This is a genomic window from Halomonas sp. EF61 (genome assembly GCF_040147045.1).
GTDB lineage: Bacteria > Pseudomonadota > Gammaproteobacteria > Pseudomonadales > Halomonadaceae > Halomonas > Halomonas litopenaei.
This window is the reverse complement of the sequence record NZ_JAMSHM010000001.1, coordinates 253,468-273,515: the sequence shown is the minus strand read 5'-3', so window position 1 is coordinate 273,515 and position 20,048 is coordinate 253,468. Positions and strand designations below refer to the sequence as shown.

Below are 20,048 nucleotides of genomic sequence, written 5' to 3'. Positions count from 1 at the left end.
GGCCCCTTCAGTGCATCAGGCTCGGTAGCCACAGGCTGATGCTGGGGAAGAACACGAACAGCATCAGCACCAGGAACTGCACCGCCACGAAGGGCAGCGCGCTCTTGATGATCTCCTCCACCGACAGCTCCGGGCAGACGCCCCTGAGCGCGTAGAGGTTGAGTCCCACCGGCGGGGTGATCACCGCGATCTCCAGGTTCAGCACCATGACGATGCCGAACCACAGGGGGTCATAGCCCATGGCCTGGATCAGCGGCAGCAGCACCGGCGTGGTGACCACGATCAGCGAGACCGCATCGACGATCATGCCGAGCAGGATCAGCAGCAGCATGACCGCCAGCAGGATCGCCCAGTCCGGCAGGCCCGAGGCGGTCAGCGATTCGGTCAGCAGCTGCGGTACCCGCACCATGTTGAGGTAGTCGCCGAAGATCTTGGCGCAGCCGATGATCAGCAGGATGGCGCCGCTGACTCGTGCGGTGCTGGCCAGGATGCGGCCGAAGGAGGCAAGCGTCAGGCAGCGGAAGATCAACGCGGCGATCACGAAGGCGCCGAAGGCGCCGATGCCGGCGGCCTCGCTGGGGGTGGCCAGTCCAGAATAGATAGAGCCAAGCACCACCAGCACCAGCAGGGCGGCGTGCCAGATGTGGGCAAGGCTGGCGAAGCGCTCGCGCCAGCTGAAGCGTTGCTCGACGCTGGGCGCTTCCTCGGGCTTCAGACTCACCCGGATAAAGATGTAGAGCGACAGCGCCAGGGCCAGTACCACCCCGGGGACGATACCGCCGATGAACAGGTCGGCCACCGATACGCTGGCCACGGCGCCATAGATGATGAAGGGCACACTGGGCGGGATCAGCATCGCCAGGGCGCCGGCGCTGACCACCGCACCGGCGGCCAGCGAGCGGCTGTAGCCGCGCTCGAGCATCTGCGGTACGGCGATCGAACCGACCGCGGCGACGCCGGCCAGGCTCACCCCGGACACCGCGCCGAACACCGCCGAGGCACCCACCGAGGAGATCGCCAGGCTACCCCTGAGCCAGTGCAGCCACCTCACCGCCGCCTGGAACAGGTTGCTGCCCACCGGCGTAGCGCCGAGCAGGTTGCCCATCAATATGAACAGTGGCAGGGCGATCAATTCGAAGGCATTGAGCTGGCCAAACAGCGACGACGGCGCGAAGAAGAACGCCATGGAGCCCCGGGCCATGTACAGGCCGGCGAGCCCGGCCAGCCCCAGGGACAGAAAGATCGGCAGGCCGACGGCGATCAATACGATCAGCAGCGCCAGGACGAGTAGGGGTTCCATGCAAGAGCCTCTAGGTTGTTGTTGTCGGCAGAGTGGTCGCTGGTTGGCGGTGCTAGATCACGCTGTCCTTGCGCAGGGCATCGATGCTGTTCTGGTCGAGTTCCAGCCAGTCGCCGAGCACCGCCTCGGTGTGCTCGCCCAGGCCCGGACCGACCTGGCGTACCTTGCCAGGCGTCTGCGACAGCCGCGGAAAGACGTTCTGCATCGGCAGCGGCTTGCCGTGGCGGTCTGGCACCTCGACGATGGAGCCGCGCTCCTTGATGTGCTGGTCCTCGAGCATGTCCTTGGCGGTGTACACCAGGCCCGCCGGGACACCGGCGTCGGCCAGCAGGTCGACGATATGCTGGGCATCGTGGTGGGCGGTCCAGGCGGCGATCAGCTCGTCGATGGCCTGCTGGTTCTCGCCGCGCGCGCGATGGTCGGCATAGTCCGGATGATCGGCCAGGGTGGGCTGGCCCATGGCCTCGCACAGCCGGCGGAAGACGGTGTCCTGATTGGCGCCGATGATGACATCCCGGCCGTCCCTGGCGGGATAGGCGTTGGACGGGGCGATCTTGGGCAGAAAGCTGCCTGCGCGCTCACGGATCTTGCCGGCCCGGGCGTAGTCGGGGATCAGGCTCTCCATCATCGCCATCACCGCCTCGAAGATGGCGCTGTCCACCACCTGGCCACGTCCGGTCTTCTCGCGCTGGTGCAGCGCCAGCAACGCGCCCATGGCGCCCTGGACCCCGGCCAGGGTGTCGCCCAGCGAAATCCCCACCCTGACCGGGGGGCGGTCCGGGTAGCCGCTGATGTAGCGCAGCCCGCCCATGGCTTCGCACACCGCCGCGAAGCCGGCACGCGACGCGTAGGGGCCGTCCTGGCCGAAGCCGGTGACCCGCACCATGATCAGCCCCGGGTTGTCGGCCGACAGGCTCTGGTAGTCCAGGCCCCAGCGCTCCATGGTGCCGGGGCGGAAGTTTTCGATCAGCACGTCGGCCTTGGCCGCCAGTCGCCGCAGCAGGTCCTGGCCCTCTGGCTTGCGCAGATCGAGGGTCAGCGATTGCTTGTTGCGGGCGATCACGTTCCACCACAACGGTTCGCCGCTCTCGTCGGTCTGGCCCCATTGGCGCATGGCGTCGCCCTTGCCCGGTGGCTCGATCTTGACCACCTGGGCGCCGAAGTCGGCCAGTACCTGGCCGCAGGTGGGCCCGGCGATCAGCTGGCCGAGTTCGAGCACCTTGAGGTCGTCCAGCGGGAGTGAGGCGATAAGCTCGTTCATGTTGGAGGTCCGTGGTCAGAGGTCGAGGGTGGAAGATGAAGGGTGAAACGCAAAAAAGGGCCGCGTCGGGAGGATCACGGGGGCGATGCGCTCGCGGTCGAGGTGTCGACGGTCACGTGCAGTACCCGTGCGGCCAGCAGGTGGGCGCGCATCACGTTCTCCGCCCAGGCGGCGTTGCCGGCGCCGATGGCGATCAGCATCTCGCGGTGGTGCTGCATGCTGCGTTTGAGCGCCGAACGGTCGTAGCTGGCGAAATTGCGTCGGATGATCGAGGTACGCACCACGCTCTCGAGGATCTGGGCCAGACGCTGGTTGTCGCTGGCCTGGATCAACAGGCGGTGAAACTCGTGGTTGAGCGAGGCCAGTTCGCTGTGGCCCGCACCATCGAGGGGGCTCTCGGTCAGGGTCTCCATGCGCGAGGCCAGGTCGTCCAGATGGGCGAGGGTGTCAGCGTCGATGTGTCGGCAGGCGAGTCCGACCGCCATGGGTTCGAGTACCAGGCGCAGTTCGAACACTTCACGAGCGTCCTTTTCGGTCCACTCGGCCACCCTGGCGCCCTGATGGGGAATGGCCTCGAGCCAGCCCTCGGAGACCAGCTCCCGCAGCGCCTCGCGGACCGGGGTACGGCTGACCTCGAGTTCCCTGGCAACCGCCGCCTCACGCACGAATTCGAGCGGTCGATAGACGCCGTCGAGGATGCGTTGCTTGATGGCTTCATGGACCTGGGCGGTGGCCGTGCGGGCACCGCTGGCTTCGAGCGGGGTGGTCGGAGTCACGAGGAAATCTCTTACATTGCATACAATCGTAAGAGTAGAGGGCTTTATGGCTGGGCGAAGTTAGACTTTTGGTCGAAATTGCATGCAGCGTCTGGTGATTCCCCGGTGGTGGACCAGTCCTAGGCGCTGTCCGAAAAGTCGACGAGCGAAGGTTAGACAAGGCAAAAATCGGTGAGAAAGCGCAGTTTACGGGGTGTAAATGAGCATTTTGATCCGATTTTTAACGCCGTATTACCGAGCGCAGGCACTTTTCAGACAAGCCCTAGCCCACCGCGTCGTTGGCCGCGAATACGCTGTCGGCCAGGTAACGTTCGTCGAACTGGCCGGCATCGGCCAGGGCGGCCGGATCAGGCAGCAGCAGACGATGACGGTTCCGGTGCAGCAGGCCCTCCTCGTCGAGTGCGCTGAAGGTGCGACTGACGTGCACAGGACTCAGCCCCAGCACGTCGGCCAGCATTTCCTGGGACAGTGGCAGACGGATGCTGTGGTCTTCCTGCCGGCCAGCGGTCTTGGCCAGGCGCTCGTACATTTCCATGATGAAGTGGGCCAGCTTCTGCCTGGCGCTGCGTCGCGACAGGTTGACCAGGCGCTCGGTCAGCAGCACCTGCTGGCGGCTGGCCATGGCGAAGAGGATCGAGGTCAGGGTGGTCGACTGTTGAAAGATGTCGGTCAGACGGGCGTGGGGGAAGCGGCAGATGGTGCCGTCCTCGATCATCTGGACGCCGGTAAGACGCTGATGAAAGGCGTATTCGCGTAGCCCGATCACGTCGCCGGGGAGATAGACCTCAAGGATCTGGCGCGCACCGTCTTCCAGCTGCCGGTAGGAGAAGGCCCAGCCCTGGCTCAGGGTGAAGAAGTCCTGGGCAGGATCGCGTTCTTCCCAAAGGCTATCGCCGGCCTTGACCTCCAGCGGTGACTTCTCGAGCGCGCCCAGCAGCTGGCGATCGCCATCGCTGAGCGGGTGATAGTGGCGAAAATGCTTGACGATGCAGCTGTCCCGGTTCGACACGGCAAGGCTCCTTGCACGACAGGCTCGATGGAGAATGCGTATTAGGGGTTTACGTTAACTCAGGTTATGTCGGCGCGGTAGATACACGCCCAGGATGGGGGTCCATCGCCGAGGTCGGTCAAGGCACAGCGTCTCCGGTCACGGCGATCCATTCTGGAATCGTTACGGAGGCGGAGTCATGACTTACGCACCCAACCAACTGTCGATCCGTTCGGATGATGGCTATCCCACGCGGCTCGACGAGCCAATGGGCAATATCGCCCGCCATTGCCCGGTCGTCCATGCGACGCCCGAGCAGCGCCAGGCCGGGCCGCTCGACGAGCAGGAGCTGGCCGCATTCGAAGAACGTGGCTTTCTCTGGTTCGACAGCTTCTTCGAGGCCGACGACATCGAGCCCTTCTTCGATGAACTAAGCGCCATGGAGCGTGATCCCGAGCTGACCGGCAGCGACAAGGTCATCACCGACCCTGTCTCAGGCGCCATTCGTTCGGTTTTCGGCATGCACGAATTGTCCGAGCGCTTCGATCGCCTGACTCGCTCGCCGCGGCTTCTGAAGATCGTCGAGCAACTGCTCGGGGGCGGTGTCTACGTGCACCAGTCGCGGATCAACGACAAGGCCGGCTTCCAGGGCAGTGGCTTCGATTGGCACTCGGACTTCGAGACCTGGCACGCAGAAGACGGCATGCCCGGCATGCGCGCGCTGAGTGTCTCGCTGATGCTCACCGACAACGGCGAGTTCAACGGACCGCTGATGCTGGTGCCGGGGTCCCATCGCCAGTTTGTTCCCACCGTGGGACGCACCCCGGACCAGAACTGGGAGACCTCGCTCAAGGCGCAGCACATCGGCGTACCCACCCGAGAGCAGCTGGGACCGATCATCGAACAGCAGGGCATCGAGGCGCCCAAGGGGCCGGCCGGGTCGATTCTGCTGTTCGACTGCAACGCGCTGCATGCGTCCAACAGCAACCTGTCACCGTGGCCGCGCTCCAACCTGTTCTTCGTCTATAACAGCGTCGACAACCGCCTGGTCACCCCCTTCGGCGCCAAGTCCCCACGGCCCGAGCACCTGGCGGCGCGCGAGCGCACGCCGGCACTGGGATGATCCGGCGCCTGCCAATGTCGGTAGATGGCTTCGCCCTTGGGCGTGGCCGCTACCCATCAAGAGAAAAGAGCCATCAAGAGGAAGCCCCCATGCACATTGGCGACACCCTGCTGATTGCCCGTGATCTGGTCATGGTAGCCGAGGACCAGTTGTCCTCGGGTAACACCGCCGAGATCATCGATACTTCGGCGCTGGTCGAAGGTGACGGTGACGACATACGTCTGCCGCGCTATCGGGTACTGATCGACGAGGTGGGGGAGCGGGATTGCTCCTGCACCATTCTCGAACGCCTCGAATAGTCGGGCGCTGGCGCCTGGTCTGATTGTCTCATTGGCATCGACATCGACATCGACATCGGCATCTGTATCGGCTGCGACTTCCAAAGCCACACGGGGTGACGGCCCGGCCACGCGTCTGTTAAGGATGGAGCACATTCTCGGTCGTGGAGGCACGATGACGATTCAGCTCAAGCGGGCCTACGATGCGCCCGCCGACAACGACGGCTATCGGGTGCTGGTGGACAGGCTCTGGCCGCGGGGGATCGCCAAGGACGAGGCGCGTATCGATGAATGGATCAAGGAGGCCGCCCCCAGTGATGACCTGCGCAAGGCCCTTCACAGCGATGCACTGGGCTGGGGCGAATTTCGTCAGCGCTATCTGGCTGAGCTGAAGGCGCAGCGGGAAACGCTCAGACCCCTGGCCGAGCGCAGCCAGCAGCACAAGGTTACCCTGGTGTTTTCCTCGAAGGATGAGACCCACAACAACGCCGTGGTGCTCAAGGACTACCTGGCCATGCTGACCGGGTGACATTCGGGCGGATCAGCGGGCATCACGGTCTATGTCCGTCGTGGTGCCGGTGAGAGGACTCGAACCTCCGACCCACGCATTACGAATGCGTTGCTCTACCTGCTGAGCTACACCGGCTTGACACCACCTTCTCGATCACACCGGGCCTACCGCCAGCCCGGCTAGCGGGGTTTCCAGGCGTCCCTGATGGCCTCCCGTGCGCTAGTCCCGGGGCTCCCTCAGGCGCGTCAGGCCTTCCTGGGCGCTGGAGGCCACCAGTTCGCCTTTTCGATTGTAGATGCTGCCACGAGCCAGGCCTCTGGCGCCGCCGGCCCAGGGGCTGTCCATGTCGTACAGCAGCCAGTCGTTGACGGCCACGTCCTGGTGAAACCAGAGCGAGTGGTCGAGGCTGGCGATCTGCAGCTTGGGGTCGCCGAAACGGATGCCATGTGGCACCAGGGCGGTGGTCAGCAGGTTGAAATCCGAGCTGTAGGCGAGCAGGTAGCGATGCAGAGCGGGGTCATCGGGCAGTTCGCCATTGAGCCGGAACCACAACCGCTTGCGTGCGGGCGCGCCCTCCTCGGCGGTGTCTTCCACATGGCGAAATTCGATCGGGTGGCCGGGGAAGCGCAGGATCTCGTCGCTGTCGCCGGGCTCTGTTGCCTCGAGGGCGGGCATGCTGGCCTGGTGGCTCAGGCTGTGTTCCTGGCCATGGAAGGAAGCGCTGCAGAAGAAGATCGGACGGCCCTTCTGGATCGCGGTGATGCGGCGGGTGGTGAAACTGCCTCCGTCACGAACGCGGTCGACCTGATAGACCACCGGCATGGCGGCGTCGCCGGGACGCAGGAAGTAGCCGTGCAGCGAGTGCACCTGACGCTCCGCCGCGACGGTCTGGGTGGCCGCCGACAGCGCCTGGCCCAGTACCTGGCCGCCGAACAACTGGGGAAGCCCCAGGTCCTGGCTGCGTCCACGAAACAGGTTCTCTTCCAGCATTTCCAGGCCCAGCAGGTCTACCAGACCCTTCAAGGCGTCCGACATTCGCGTATCCTCCTTGCGCCGGGGTAGCCCGGCTAGTCGATGGCGGTGACACGGTGGCGATTGCCGTGCCCGCGACAATGGTTCAGCATTTGCCTGGGCTCAGTGTACGGGAGTGCAACACCTTGCGCAGTGACGAATTTTACATGCATCGAGCGCTGGAACTGGCCGAGCGGGCGGCCCAGGCAGGAGAGGTGCCGGTCGGTGCGGTGGTGGTGGACGCGGCCGGAGAGATCATCGGTCGCGGCGCCAACGGCCCCGTGGCGAGCCATGATCCCAGCGCCCATGCCGAGGTTCAGGCGCTCAGGGACGCCGGGGTGAGTCTGTCGAACTATCGGCTCGAGGGCTGCACGCTTTACGTGACGCTGGAACCCTGCATGATGTGCTCCGGGGCCATCATCCACGCCAGGATCCGGCGTCTCGTCTACGGTGCCGCGGAGCCTCGTTCCGGCATGGTCGAGTCCCGGGCCAACTTGTTCGCCCAGCCCTGGCACTTCCACCAGGTGGAGGTCGAAGGTGGGGTGCTGGCGAGCCGAGCCTCTCGCCTGCTCAAGACGTTTTTTGCCGAGCGCCGATGAGCCTTTGCCGCAGCGCAGAGCACTGAGGTAGCGTCGGCGGTGCCGACAGGGTGTTCAAGACTTTCGTTACAGGCCCCGAGCCTCGCTCAGGCGGTGAAGGGCGGTGTGTCCAGGTCCGATGCGCCGTCGACGGTATCCACGAAAAGCTCGACCCGGTCGCGTCCCTGGTGCTTCGCTAGATAGAGCGCCTGGTCCGCCTGCTGTATCAGGCGTGCCAGATCAAGCGGTGAATGATCCTGGCATGCCACCCCCAGGCTGATGGTCAGTGGCGTGCCGTCGTGATGAGCCAGCGGCGCCTGTCGGACGGCACGCCGCAGACGCTCGGCCACAGCGCTGGCTTCGGCTAGCCGTCCTTCGGGAATGATCACCAGAAACTCTTCCCCGCCGTAGCGCCCCAGCAGGCCGTCATCCCCCAGGGTCTCCTGTGCAAGTCGACCTACCGCCTTGAGCACTCTGTCGCCTTCGGCGTGGCCGAGGCAGTCGTTGATGCGCTTGAAGTGGTCGATGTCGACAAGAATGACGCTCAGGGGCAAGCGCGCCCGCCAGGTCTGGGCGGTGGCCTGAAGGTGACGTCGGTTCGGCAGACCGGTGAGTTCGTCGTGATCGGCGAGCCAGCTGAGTTGCTGCTGCAGGCGATGGCGAGTACGGACCTCGCGGCGAAGGTCTCCGTTGGAGCGAGCAATCGCACGATGCTGGGAGGCCATCTGATGCTGACTGAACAATGTCAGATAGAGGAACTGGCTAAACAGCAGACCCAGCACCAGGGTCACGGCCGGAAGACGGCTGCGCAGACGCTCCAGCAGTCGCGTGTCGGGACGCAAGGACAGCTCGAGCGGTAGATAGGCTGTGTCGACTGTCACCGCTTTATTGCCGGGTCGATGCAGGGGAATGGCGTCGAGGGGAACGGATACTGTCCACGAGGCCGGATGCCCCTCCATGGGCCATTCCTTGATCAGACGGTTGTGGTAGGTAAGTCGGACCTGCAGGCTCCCCGCCCCCGAGGGGGGATGCGTATACATATTCTCGGCCATGGCTGACAGTGACAAGGTCGCTGCCAAGTGCCCGAGCAGCTTTCCACCGGGACGGCGAATCGGTAGCGAGAGCGTGATCTTCATCGTCGGTGCAGGAGCGTCGATGGCGAGGGTAGTGATCTGGGCCTCCGGGGGGAGCACCGCGGCAGGTTGAGGCATATCAGTTGACCTGGGGACGACTGTGGGCGCGGGGCTTCGCACATTGCCACCGGTCACTGCGACGTAGCGCAGCGTCGCAAGGTAGGGAAAGTGGTCGCGAAGAGGTCGCGTCAGGTGCTGCCAGCGTTCGGTAGGGGGCGGGAGCGGCGATTGTTCGAGGAAAACCTGCAAATGTTGCAGTGAGTGTCGAAAGTCATTGAATTCGCTGGCCAGGCGTTCCTCCATGGCACGGCCTTCGCGCTGTCCCAGGTGTTGGAGTTCGTCATCGGCCTGAAGCTCCAGGTACTGCCAAAGCGCCAGGGTCATCACGACCAGAAGTGTCGAGGGCCAAAGACCCCGTCTGAGGCTGTCGCGGGTCGGACGCCAGCCGCTCACCACGCCCACCCACTGGCCGGCCAGCAACAGGCCGAGGACGGCGGTGACGGTGAGCGAGTGGGCGTGCAGCAGTGCCGCTGAAGGTAGCCAGCGATGCAGTGGCGTCTGGTCCAGCAGCAACATCAGCAAACAGGACATATGGAGCAAGGGGACCCCCAGACTCGAGCGCGTGCGCGCCAGTATCCCCAGGGTCAGCAGCGTCAGCATGACCAGTTCGACCAGCGGCGGGCGCCAGTCCAGCAGAGTCGAAGGCGCTGTCAGCCAATGGAAGGGTTCGGACAAGCGCTCCACGGATAGCCAGTCTTCCGGTGCGCAGGCGCTGAACACCAAACCTAGAAGGCATAGGAGCAATGGCCATAGCACCAGGGCACTGGTGAAGACCCCCTTGCGTGTCCATCGCCATTGACCGATGGCGACGATAAGGGCCAGCGCCAGGGTCGTCTGATTCGCCGGCAGGGAGGCTACCCGAGTATCGAGCACGGTAAGGGAGGCGACTGCCAGTACCAGAGCGAGCAGGGTCAGCCCTTGGCTCAATAACCGGTAGTGACGAACAACGGGGGTCGAGGTGTACCACATTCAGGCGTTCCAACCCTGGCGGCTCGCGGCCTGACTGGCCGCGCTACGACCAGCTTACCCAGGCGCTGATCGAGGCTCAGGAAGAAGTGCGCCGCCTCGCGCCAGTGGGGTTGACCTGAGTCAGGAGTGCAGCAGACCGTTGGGCTCTGTGGCCTCGCTGGGCTCAGCAGCGGGCTTTGCCTCGGCGATCTCCACCCGATTGCGGCCCAGCCGCTTGGCGCGATACAGCGCCAAATCCGCTCGATGCAGCAAGTCCCTTGGCACCACGGGGCCGTCGGTCTGGGTGATCAGACCGATACATACCGTCATGGGAGTGCCGTCTTCGTGTTGTACGCCACAGGCCTGAACCTCCCGCCTCAGGTGTTCTGCCCAGTCATGTACCCAGGCGATATCGCCCTGTGGCAGATAGACCACGAATTCCTCGCCGCCGTAGCGAGCCAGCACGCCACCCTGTGGAAGCAGTTTCTGCGCGCAGGCGGCGAAGCGCTTGAGCGCCTGGTCCCCGGCTTGATGGCCTTGTTGGTCGTTGATGCGCTTGAAATGGTCGAGGTCACATAACAGCAGACTGAGAGGGTTCTGTCCGGCATCCGTCGGCAGGCTGGCGAGAAAGGTGCGTCGATTGGCCAGGCCCGTGAGGTCGTCGTGTCCTGCCAGCCATTCGATGTTTTTCTGCAGGCGTGAACGACGCCGCATCTCTCGGCGTAGTTCGAGATTGGTATCGGCAATCTGGCGGTGCTGCTGGCGCTGCCGATGGCGGCTGAACAACAGCAGGTAGAGCAGCAGAGCCATGATCAGGCCGGTGCACAGCGTTGAACTCGGATAGTGCAGCTTCAGGTGCTCCAGCAAACGGCGGTTGGGGCTGAGCTCCAGGCTCAGGGTATGGGACAGCAGACGAACGTCGCTGACGAGCCTCCAGGGCGAATTAGCCGCTGACGTCGGTACCCGCCATAGGGTGCTGTCGCCGTCTTTCAATGTCAGCGTCATGGCGTCCGGTATATCGGCGAGCGCGGGCAGGAGGTTGGAAGCTAAGGCGTCGAGGCTGAAGACCATGGCGACCGAACCCAGCAGCCGATCACCATCCACCGTGTGGATCGGCAGAAAGTGGATGATGCCCCAGCCTCCATCGGGCAGTGGCAGGATATCCGATGACACCGCGTTGCGCTGGTGAAAGCTCTGCTGCAGCACATCCATCAGTGGCTGGTCGAGGGCTCCATCCAGCAAGCGCATGCCCGGGTAGGCCTGGTGCCAGTTGTCGTCGGGATAGAGGTGCTGGACCCACCCGGAGGGATCGATCAGGGCCAGCAGGGGCAGCTCCGGGAAGTCGTGCATAAAGCTCTGGGCTTCGTGGTGCCACATCGATGCCGAGGGCAGGCGTTGATCGATCTCCCAGATCAGATGGAAGCGATGCATGGCTCGAAGGGTATCGTCGATGCGGTCTGTCATCGTTGCCGACAGGCGATCGGTCTCCCGCTGAGCACGTTCGAATAGCTGCCGATTGGCCTCGCTATCCTGCTGGCACCACAGCAGAACCGTTGCCGTGGCAATAAGAAGACCGGGGCCCAGGGCGCGCAACAGGCTCGCCTGGTTATGGCGCCAGCCGGTCACCACCGCCAGGAACTGGGTCAGCAACAGCAGCCCGCTGCCCGCCAGCGCCCAGGGCCCCGCGGGTGGGGTCAGTGGTGGCAAGGCCTCGGGTGATGTCACCTGGTAGGCCAGGGTCCCCCACAGCAGGACGGCGATGGCGTGCAGCAAGGGGGTGCCCAGGCTGGCACGGGTGCGCAGGGCAAGACTCAAGGCCAGGCACGCCAGCAGCAGGCTGTCGGCCAACCCCGGCCACTGCCAGGAAAGGCGTGGGTGGCCAGTATCGAGCGGCGCCGGTGGATCGAAAGTCGCCAGAGACAGCCAGCCCTGGGGCAGGGTTTCGCCGGCCACGCCGATCAGCAGAGCGGCCAACACCGCCACCACCAGCGTCAGACTCAAGCCCAGCCGCTGGCGATACCAGGCCAGTTGAGCAAGACCGATCAAGCCGCCCAGGACCAGGGTGGGCAAGGTGGTCGAGGCGGTAGTCCCGGCGAGGCTGGCGCAGAGCCCCGCAATGTACAGTGCCAGGGACAACAGTGTCAGCGGGATTCTGAGACGTAGCATGTACCCACTTTTCAGGCGAGGAGCTGGCGGTTGTTGGGCGTTGTGGTCAGCGAAATATTTCGCCGAACCGATCAGCGAGAAGAATAGACGTTCGGGGGATTGTGCTGGAAAATGCGGCCAAGTGGGCGCGGAACCGAGCCTTTCCTGATGTAGATCAAGGACATCGAAGGGGCAGGTGGGTGTCTGGTTGGCGCCGGGTGTTGAGGCCGCGCGCCAGATTCGCGCGAGGCCGAGCTCAGGCGGGTGACGTGCACGCCTCGATGCGATTACGCCCCTGTCGCTTGGCTCGATAAAGTGCCAGGTCCGCGCGATGGAGCAGGTCTTCGGCGATCAGGTCGCCGGCGCCGTGGCTGGCGATGCCGATGCTCACCGTCATGGGGCGCCCATCGGCATGCTCAACGCCGCAGTTCATCACGCTCTGGCGCAGGGATTCGGCGATCTCGACGGCCTCGTCCGCGGCCACCCCGGTCAGCAGGGCCACGAATTCCTCGCCGCCGTAACGGGCCAGCACCACCCCTTCGGGCATCGCCAGGCGTCCCACTCGGGCGAAGCGACGAAGCGCCTCGTCCCCCGCCTGGTGGCCGAGCTGGTCATTGATGCTCTTGAAGTGATCGATGTCACACAGAAGAACGCTCAGCGGGCGGCACTCCTGCTGTTCTCGCAACGTCGACATGAACAGGCGGCGGTTGGGCAGCAGCGTCAGCTCGTCGTGGCCGGCAAGCCACTCCACCTCACGCTGCAGTTCGGTACGATGGCGGACCTCTCGGCGCAGCTCCTCGTTGGAGCGGTACATCGACGAGTGTTGTACCGACATGCGGTGGTGGCCGAATACCACCATGTACAGCAGGTAAGCCAGCAGCAGCCCGATGCTGAGACTGGCCACCGGCTGGCGCGAACGCAGACCTAGCAGGTAGCCGATGGAGGCGTTCAAGGCGACGGTCAGCTCTTGTTCGTCGAGGGCAAGCAGGCTCAGCATGGTCCATGGGCCTGGCGACTCGCTGGTCGGCCAGTCGCGAATGGTGTCACCGTCCACGGCGAAGCGCATGCGGATATGCTCACGGTCCAGCAGGGTCTCGGCGTAGAGCTTGTCGGCCAGCACCGGGAGGCTGAGCACCATGGCCGCAGCGCCGGTGACGCGCTGCTGGTCGGGGGAGGTGATCGGCAGGTAGTAGATCATGCCGGGCATCCCCTGCAGCAGTGGCACGACGCCGGTGTGGCCCTCCTGGTTGTCGGAAAGTGCCTTCGCCAGTGCGTCGACGTAGGGGCGGTCCACGTCTAGTGCATTGATGCCGATGATCGCCCGGTTGCTGTCATCGCGTGGGTGGACAAGGCGGATGGTACCGTCGGCTTCGATATAGGCGATGTTGAGAAAGTAGCTGAAGTCCTGGTGGTAAAAGGCGGCCTGGCGCTCCCACTCTTCGGCGCTGGGGGCCTCTTCCAGCAGGCTCCAGAAGCTGGCGAAACGTCTCACTGCCTCCAGGTGGGCCGTTATCTCGGCGCCAAGCTGAGTCGCCAGACGATCCGATTCGCCCTGCAGCTCGTCTTGAAGCTGCTGGTCCACGTACACACGTTGCTGGTTCCAGACGAACAGACTGACCAGCACCAGGGCGAGCGAGGGAATCAGGCTGCGCAGGATGCTGATCCGGGTGTGGCGCCACCCCGAGACCACGCCGACGAACTGGGCGACCAGCAACAGCGCCAGCAACAGCATGCTGGCGGGGGTGCCTGCCAGGTTCTGCGGCGAGCGGATCTCGTCGGTGATCACCAGCAGCGCTTCGGTGACCAGTAACAGCGCCGCCAGCGCCTGCAGCAGCGGGGCGGCCAGGCTCGCCCGGGTGCGTCCCAGCAGCCCGCCAGTCAGCGCCAGCAGGATGAGCAGCTCCATCAAGGGCGGTCGAAGATCGTCGAGGCCCTGGACCCCGGGTAGCCGCGATGCCCATTGGTCGAGCGTGACGTAAGAGATCAGGGCTTCGGGCAGCAGGTAGCTGGCCAGGCCCAGCAGCAGGATCGCCAGCACCGGCAACAGACACACGACCGACATCCTCACCCCACGCCAGTACCACATCGCCTGGCCGATGCCGGTCAGCAGCAGCAGGGTCCAGCTGGCGCTGTGGCTCTGATCCTGGATCATCGAGGGATCGACGATCAGTCCTGCCGTGGCCAGCAGGATGACCAGCAGCGTCATGGACAGGGCAATTCGAGACATGAAGGCAAGGTGTCCTAGGGCATGGGGGGCACGAGTTCGAAGATCTCGGCGTCGGCTTGATCGGGCAGGCGGGCATTCAGCTGGTGGAACTGCTGCTGGCTGCGATCGACGTAGTCGAGGATCTCGAGATAGCGGCGAATATTCTGCACATAGATGACCGGTTCGCCACCCCTTGCGTAGCCGTGGCGTGTCTTGCTGTGCCACTGGCTTTCCTGCAACAGGGGCAGCGCCTCACGCACATCACGCCACAGATCCGGGTTGCCACCCCGCATCCGGGCGATGTCACGGGCGTCATACAGATGGCCGAGGCCCACGTTGTAGGCCGCGAGCGCCATGTAGAGGCGGTCCTCACCGGTGATCGACTCGGGCAATCGCTGTTCGACGCTGCGCAGATAGCGTGCGCCGCCCTCGATGCTCTGGGCCGGGTCCAGCCGGTTCGATACTCCGACTTCCTCGGCGGTGGCGTTGGTCAGCATCATCAGCCCACGCACCCCGGTGGGCGACGTCGCCTCCGGGTCCCAGTGGGACTCTTGATAACCCACCGCTGCCAGCAGCTTCCAGTCGAAGTGCTGCGCGCGGGCGGCCTCTCGAAACAGGGCATCAAAGCGGGGCAGGCGCTTGTTGACGTGGTTGATGAAGACCCGGGCGCCAACGTACTCGAGATAGTCGTCATGACCGAAGTAGCGGGCGGTGAGGCGGTCGAGTTCACCGTCTGCGCGAAGCTCGTCGAAGAACGTATTGGCGCGTTCGATCAGCGCCAGACCGTCTTTCCCGGAGAAGGCCCAGGCCATGGTCACCGGCTCGCCGACGTCGAAGCCGTCTTCCACTTCGGGGAAGAACAGACGATTGAGGCGGAACTGGTGGGCGTACACCACCGCGGCGTCCAGCTCGCCATCCTCGATGCGCCTGAGCAGCGAGGCGATCTCCAGGTCTTCCGCTTCCTTCCAGCTGAGGCGAGGGTGCTCGCGCTGCAATTCGTGCATGACGCGGCTGATGCCGGTGCCCTTGGCGATGCCGATGTTCCAGTCCTTGAGGTCATCGAGCGCCTTGGGCGGCTGCAGTCCTCGGCGATACACCACCATTGGCTGCATCGACAGGATCGGGCGCGAAAACACCAGGCCTTCTGCCAGCGGGTCCAGCGGCAGGGCGGCCGCGCCGAGGTCGCCCTGGTGGCGCACCGCGTCGAGCACGCTCTGCACATGGTGGTCATCGCTCAGGTTCAGGCTGACCCCGAGGCGGTCGGCGAAGCGACGCATCAGTTCGTACTCGAAGCCGGTAGGTCCCTGGCGCCCCTCGTAGTAGGTAAAGGGGGTATTGCGGGTGTGCACGGTGATGAAATCACGTGCCAGTACTCGCTCCAGGGCAGCGCTTGAGGAGGGGCCGGGCGGCGTCGGCCAGAGCGCCCACAGCAGGCCCAGGCCACTGGTGGCAAGGATGCGCAGGCGCCGCGCATGACGGAAACCGTCCTTCATCGGGGCAAAATCGCTCATGGTGGAGCGCCCACCTTACCCAGCCCACGGGGCGCTGTCATCCGCATCGATTTCTCGCACCCGTCGGTTTCCAGTATCATATGCCGTCTCGCCCGCCGCGGCCCCCTTCTTTTATCGCTGATCTTCAGAGGCTCCTGGATATGCTCGAACTGCGCGGAGCGCCCGCCCTGTCCACCTTCCGTCACGCCAAGCTGCTGGCTCAACTGCGTGTGTCCGTCCCCGAGATCGAGGCGCTGCACGCCGAGTATGTGCACTTTGCCGATCTGGAGCGGGAGCTCGATGCCACCGAACTGAGCCTGCTCGAGCGCCTGCTCGACTACGGGCCGGCACAGCAGGATAGCGATGTGGAGGGGCTTGCGTTGCTGGTGGTGCCACGTATCGGCACCCAGTCTCCCTGGTCATCCAAGGCTACCGACATTGCCCATAACTGCGGTTTGACCCAGATCAACCGCCTGGAGCGCGGCATCCTCTATCGCATCAAGGTGCGCGGTACGCTGAAGGAAGCCCACTTCGACGCCATCGTCGCCGGCCTGCACGACCGCATGACCGAGACGGTGCTGCGAGACAGCTCCGACGCCGCCACCCTGTTCGCCCACCATGAGCCGGCGCCGCTGGGCCAGGTGGACGTGCTCGAGGGTGGCCGTACTGCGCTTGAGGTCGCCAATCGCGAGCTGGGGCTCGCCCTGGCCGAGGACGAGATCGACTACCTGGTCGAGGCGTTTGTCGAGCTGGGCCGCAACCCCAGCGACGTCGAGCTGATGATGTTCGCCCAGGCCAACTCCGAGCACTGCCGCCACAAGATCTTCAACGCCGACTGGGTCATCGACGGCGAGGCCCAGAGCCACTCGCTGTTCAAGATGATCAAGAACACCTTTGAGGCCTCACCGGACGGCATCCTGTCGGCCTACAGCGACAACGCTGCGGTGATCAAGGGCAGCGAGGCGCGTCGCTTCTTCGCCACCCCGCTGACCGGTCGTGACGGTGAGCGCGCCAGCTACGGCGGTGAGGTGGAACCGATCCACATCCTGACCAAGGTCGAGACCCACAACCACCCGACCGCCATCGCACCGCATCCCGGCGCGGCGACCGGTGCCGGCGGCGAGATCCGCGACGAAGGCGCCACCGGCATCGGCGGCAAGCCCAAGGCGGGGCTGACCGGCTTTACCGTGTCCAACCTGCGTATCCCCGAGTTCGTGCAGCCCTGGGAGGCGTTCGACTACGGCAAGCCCGAGCGCATCGTCAACGCCCTGGAGATCATGCTCGAGGGCCCCATCGGCGGCGCCGCCTTCAACAACGAATTTGGCCGTCCCAACCTCACCGGCTACTTCCGCACCTACGAGCAGGACGCTCTGGGTGCCAGCGGCATCGAGCGTCGCGGCTACCACAAGCCGATCATGATCGCCGGCGGCTACGGCAACATCCGCGAACAGCACGTGGCAAAGGGCGAGATCCCGGTGGGCGGCAAGCTGATCGTGATGGGTGGCCCGGCGATGCTGATCGGGCTCGGCGGCGGTGCGGCGTCGTCGATGGCCTCCGGCTCGTCGAGCTTCGATCTCGACTTCGCTTCTGTTCAGCGCGACAACCCCGAGATCGAGCGGCGTGCCCAGGAGGTCATCGACCGCTGTTGGTCGCTGGGTGACGACAACCCCATCTGCTTTATCCACGACGTAGGCGCCGGTGGTCTGTCCAACGCCTTGCCGGAACTGGTCAAGGACGGCGATCGTGGTGGTCTGTTCAGCCTGCGTGAGGTGCCCAACGCCGAGCCCGGCATGAGCCCGCTGGAGATCTGGTGCAACGAGGCCCAGGAGCGCTACGTGCTGGCGGTGGCACCTGCGGATCTCGAGACCTTCGACGCCCTGTGCCGGCGCGAACGCTGCCCCTACGCGGTGGTCGGCGAGGCCACCGCAGAGCACCACCTGGCGGTGGTGGACGGCCACTTCGACACCCGTCCGGTGGACCTGCCGATGAGCGTGCTGTTCGGCAAGCCGCCCAAGATGCAGCGTGAGTTTGAGCGTGCGCCGCTGGAACTGCCCGGTGTGATGCTCGACAACCTGGACCTGCGCGAGGCGCTGGATCGCGTGCTGCGTCTGCCCACCGTGGCCTCCAAGAGCTTCCTGATCACCATCGGCGACCGCTCGATCACCGGCCAGGTCGCGCGTGACCAGATGGTCGGTCCCTGGCAGGTGCCGGTGGCCGACGTGGCGGTGACCACGGCAAGCTTCGATACCCACGCCGGTGAGGCCATGGCCATGGGCGAGCGTTCGCCGGTGGCGCTGATCGACCCCGCCGCCAGCGCGCGCCTGGCGGTGGCCGAGTCGATCACCAACCTGGCCGCTGCCCCGATCGCCCAGCTTGGCGACATCAAGATGTCGGCCAACTGGATGAGCGCGGCGGACCATGAAGGCGAGAACCAGGCGCTGTATGACGCCGTGCACGCCGTCGGCATGGAGCTGTGCCCGGCGCTGGGCATCGCGGTGCCGGTGGGCAAGGACTCCATGTCCATGCGCACCGCCTGGGAGCAGGACGGTGAGCAGAAGGCGGTGACCTCGCCGCTGACCCTGGCGATCACCGGCTTCGCTCCGGTGACCGACGCCATGAAGACGCTGACCCCGCAGATTCGCCTCGACCAGGACGAGAGCGACCTGCTGCTGATCGACCTGGGCGCCGGCAAGAATCGTCTGGGCGGCTCCGCCCTGGCCCAGGTCTACGGTCAGGTCGGCAACGACTGCCCGGACCTGGACGACGCCGAGGACCTCAAGGCGTTCTTCAGCGTCATCCAGGGGCTCAACGCCGACGGTCGACTGCTGGCCTACCACGACCGCAGCGACGGTGGCCTGATCGTCACCCTGCTGGAGATGGCCTTCGCCGGGCGCGCCGGGCTCGAGATCAAGCTCGACTGGTTGATCGACGAGGCTGCCGAGGCAGTGGACGCGCTGTTCAGCGAGGAGTTGGGGGCGGTCATCCAGGTCAGCCGTGAGCACACCGAAGAGGTGCTGGCCCAGTTCGCCGCCGCCGGTATCGAGACCTGTGGCGTCATCGCCCGTCCGCGCTACGACGACCAGATCCGCGTGACCCTGTTCGAGGAGCCGTTGCTGGAGACCACCCGGCAGCTGACCCAGCGCACCTGGAGCGAGACCAGCTACCGCCTGCAGGCCCTGCGCGACAACCCCGAGTGCGCCAAGAACGAGTTCGACAACCTGCTCGACACCCGTGACCCGGGCCTGAGTGCCAGCCCGACCTTCGACGTCGACGAAGACATCAGCGCACCCTTCGTCAACAGCGCACGTCCGCGTGCCGCCATCCTGCGCGAGCAGGGCGTCAATGGTCACCTGGAGATGGCCTGGGCCTTCGACAAGGCCGGCTTCGAGGCGGTCGACGTGCACATGAGCGACCTGCTCGAGGGACGTGTCGCTCTCGACGAGTTCAAGGGGCTGGCCGCCTGTGGTGGCTTCTCCTACGGCGACGTGCTCGGCGCCGGTGGTGGCTGGGCCAAGTCGGTACTGTTCAACCCCCGCGCCCGCGAGCAGTTCGCCGACTTCTTCGCGCGCGACGATAGCTTCGCCCTCGGCGTGTGCAACGGCTGCCAGATGCTGTCCCAGCTCAAGGAGCTGATCCCCGGCGCCGAGAACTGGCCGCGCTTCGTGCGTAACGAGTCCGAGCAGTTCGAGGCCCGGGTGGCCATGGTGCAGGTGGAGAAGACCCCGTCGATCCTGCTCGCCGGCATGGAAGGCTCGCGCCTGCCCATCGCCGTGGCCCATGGCGAGGGCCGCGCCGAGTTTCGCGATAGCGCCCACCTGCGCAGCATGCAGGGCTTGGGCCAGGTGGCCCTGCGCTATATCGACAACCACGGCCAGTGCACCACCCGCTACCCGGCCAACCCCAACGGCTCGCCCTCCGGTATCACCGGCCTGACCACGCCGGATGGCCGGGTGACGATCATGATGCCCCACCCGGAGCGGGTGGTGCGTGCCGTCACCAACTCCTGGCGGCCGGCCGAGTGGAGCCAGGACGGCGCCTGGCTCAGGCTGTTCCGCAATGCCCGGGTGTGGCTGGGCTGATCCTTCAGCCCCTCCAGACCTGCGACAACGCCGCCCGCGGGCGGCGTTGTCGTATCCGGGACAAAGTCAGGTGTTGTATCGAGCGGCGTCAGGTGCCAAGTTGAAGTTCCCGCTTGCACAGTTTCGCCCCTTTATCGATCACCTGACCGGCCACTTTATCG

The 20,048-nt window shown here is 65.1% G+C and carries 14 protein-coding genes and 1 tRNA gene; 5 read left to right on the top strand and 10 right to left on the bottom strand.

Annotation, left to right across the window (positions count from 1 at the left end):
- Positions 1-7 precede the first annotated feature (7 nt).
- The 4 genes from NFI08_RS01105 to NFI08_RS01090 form a co-directional block, all read right to left on the bottom strand.
- Entirely contained in the window at positions 8-1,300 is a 1,293-nt protein-coding gene (locus tag NFI08_RS01105; protein ID WP_045991076.1) for a TRAP transporter large permease, read from the bottom strand.
- Between the two features lie 52 nt (positions 1,301-1,352).
- Positions 1,353-2,561, bottom strand: coding sequence for a CaiB/BaiF CoA transferase family protein (locus tag NFI08_RS01100; RefSeq protein ID WP_349586592.1), 1,209 nt, complete (start codon positions 2,559-2,561; stop codon positions 1,353-1,355).
- A 74-nt stretch (positions 2,562-2,635) separates the two neighbouring features.
- Positions 2,636-3,337, bottom strand: coding sequence for a GntR family transcriptional regulator (locus NFI08_RS01095; protein WP_349586589.1), 702 nt, complete (start codon positions 3,335-3,337; stop codon positions 2,636-2,638).
- A 262-nt stretch (positions 3,338-3,599) separates the two neighbouring features.
- Complete coding sequence (locus tag NFI08_RS01090; protein ID WP_045991981.1) at positions 3,600-4,346, bottom strand: Crp/Fnr family transcriptional regulator; 747 nt, start codon at positions 4,344-4,346, stop codon at positions 3,600-3,602.
- Positions 4,347-4,524: 178 nt separating this feature from the next.
- Between NFI08_RS01090 and thpD the strand changes: the two genes are divergently transcribed.
- The 3 genes from thpD (at position 4,525) to NFI08_RS01075 (ending at position 6,255) form a co-directional block, all read left to right on the top strand.
- Complete coding sequence (gene thpD, locus NFI08_RS01085; RefSeq protein ID WP_349586586.1) at positions 4,525-5,448, top strand: ectoine hydroxylase; 924 nt, start codon at positions 4,525-4,527, stop codon at positions 5,446-5,448.
- 89 nt (positions 5,449-5,537) lie between these two features.
- A complete protein-coding gene (locus tag NFI08_RS01080) occupies positions 5,538-5,747 on the top strand; it encodes a hypothetical protein (RefSeq protein ID WP_108132360.1) in 210 nt (69 codons plus the stop codon).
- Between the two features lie 154 nt (positions 5,748-5,901).
- Positions 5,902-6,255: a DUF488 domain-containing protein gene (locus NFI08_RS01075; protein WP_349586582.1), complete on the top strand. Its 354-nt coding sequence runs from the start codon at positions 5,902-5,904 to the stop codon at positions 6,253-6,255.
- 41 nt (positions 6,256-6,296) lie between these two features.
- Here the strand turns inward: NFI08_RS01075 and NFI08_RS01070 are convergent.
- Both NFI08_RS01070 and NFI08_RS01065 read right to left on the bottom strand, forming a co-directional pair.
- Positions 6,297-6,372 (bottom strand) — tRNA-Thr (locus NFI08_RS01070).
- An 84-nt stretch (positions 6,373-6,456) separates the two neighbouring features.
- Positions 6,457-7,272, bottom strand: coding sequence for an acyl-CoA thioesterase (locus NFI08_RS01065; protein WP_349586579.1), 816 nt, complete (start codon positions 7,270-7,272; stop codon positions 6,457-6,459).
- Between the two features lie 122 nt (positions 7,273-7,394).
- Between NFI08_RS01065 and tadA the strand changes: the two genes are divergently transcribed.
- Complete coding sequence (tadA, locus tag NFI08_RS01060) at positions 7,395-7,847, top strand: tRNA adenosine(34) deaminase TadA (RefSeq protein WP_045991988.1); 453 nt, start codon at positions 7,395-7,397, stop codon at positions 7,845-7,847.
- An 86-nt stretch (positions 7,848-7,933) separates the two neighbouring features.
- Here tadA and NFI08_RS01055 read toward each other — a convergent pair whose 3' ends face one another.
- The 4 genes from NFI08_RS01055 to mltF all read right to left on the bottom strand — a co-directional run bounded on the left by NFI08_RS01055 (position 7,934) and on the right by mltF (position 15,829).
- Positions 7,934-9,988: a sensor domain-containing diguanylate cyclase gene (locus NFI08_RS01055; RefSeq protein WP_349586575.1), complete on the bottom strand. Its 2,055-nt coding sequence runs from the start codon at positions 9,986-9,988 to the stop codon at positions 7,934-7,936.
- A 120-nt stretch (positions 9,989-10,108) separates the two neighbouring features.
- Positions 10,109-12,133: a GGDEF domain-containing protein gene (locus tag NFI08_RS01050; protein WP_349586572.1), complete on the bottom strand. Its 2,025-nt coding sequence runs from the start codon at positions 12,131-12,133 to the stop codon at positions 10,109-10,111.
- Between the two features lie 235 nt (positions 12,134-12,368).
- Positions 12,369-14,339 carry a GGDEF domain-containing protein gene (locus NFI08_RS01045; RefSeq protein WP_349586569.1) on the bottom strand — a complete coding sequence of 657 codons (1,971 nt, stop codon included), beginning with the start codon at positions 14,337-14,339 and terminating at the stop codon, positions 12,369-12,371.
- Between the two features lie 14 nt (positions 14,340-14,353).
- A complete protein-coding gene (gene mltF / locus NFI08_RS01040) occupies positions 14,354-15,829 on the bottom strand; it encodes a membrane-bound lytic murein transglycosylase MltF (RefSeq protein WP_349586567.1) in 1,476 nt (491 codons plus the stop codon).
- Positions 15,830-15,969: 140 nt separating this feature from the next.
- Here mltF and purL point away from each other — a divergent pair, with 140 nt between their 5' ends.
- Entirely contained in the window at positions 15,970-19,887 is a 3,918-nt protein-coding gene (gene purL, locus NFI08_RS01035) for a phosphoribosylformylglycinamidine synthase (protein ID WP_349586564.1), read from the top strand.
- The last annotated feature ends 161 nt before the right edge of the window (positions 19,888-20,048 follow it).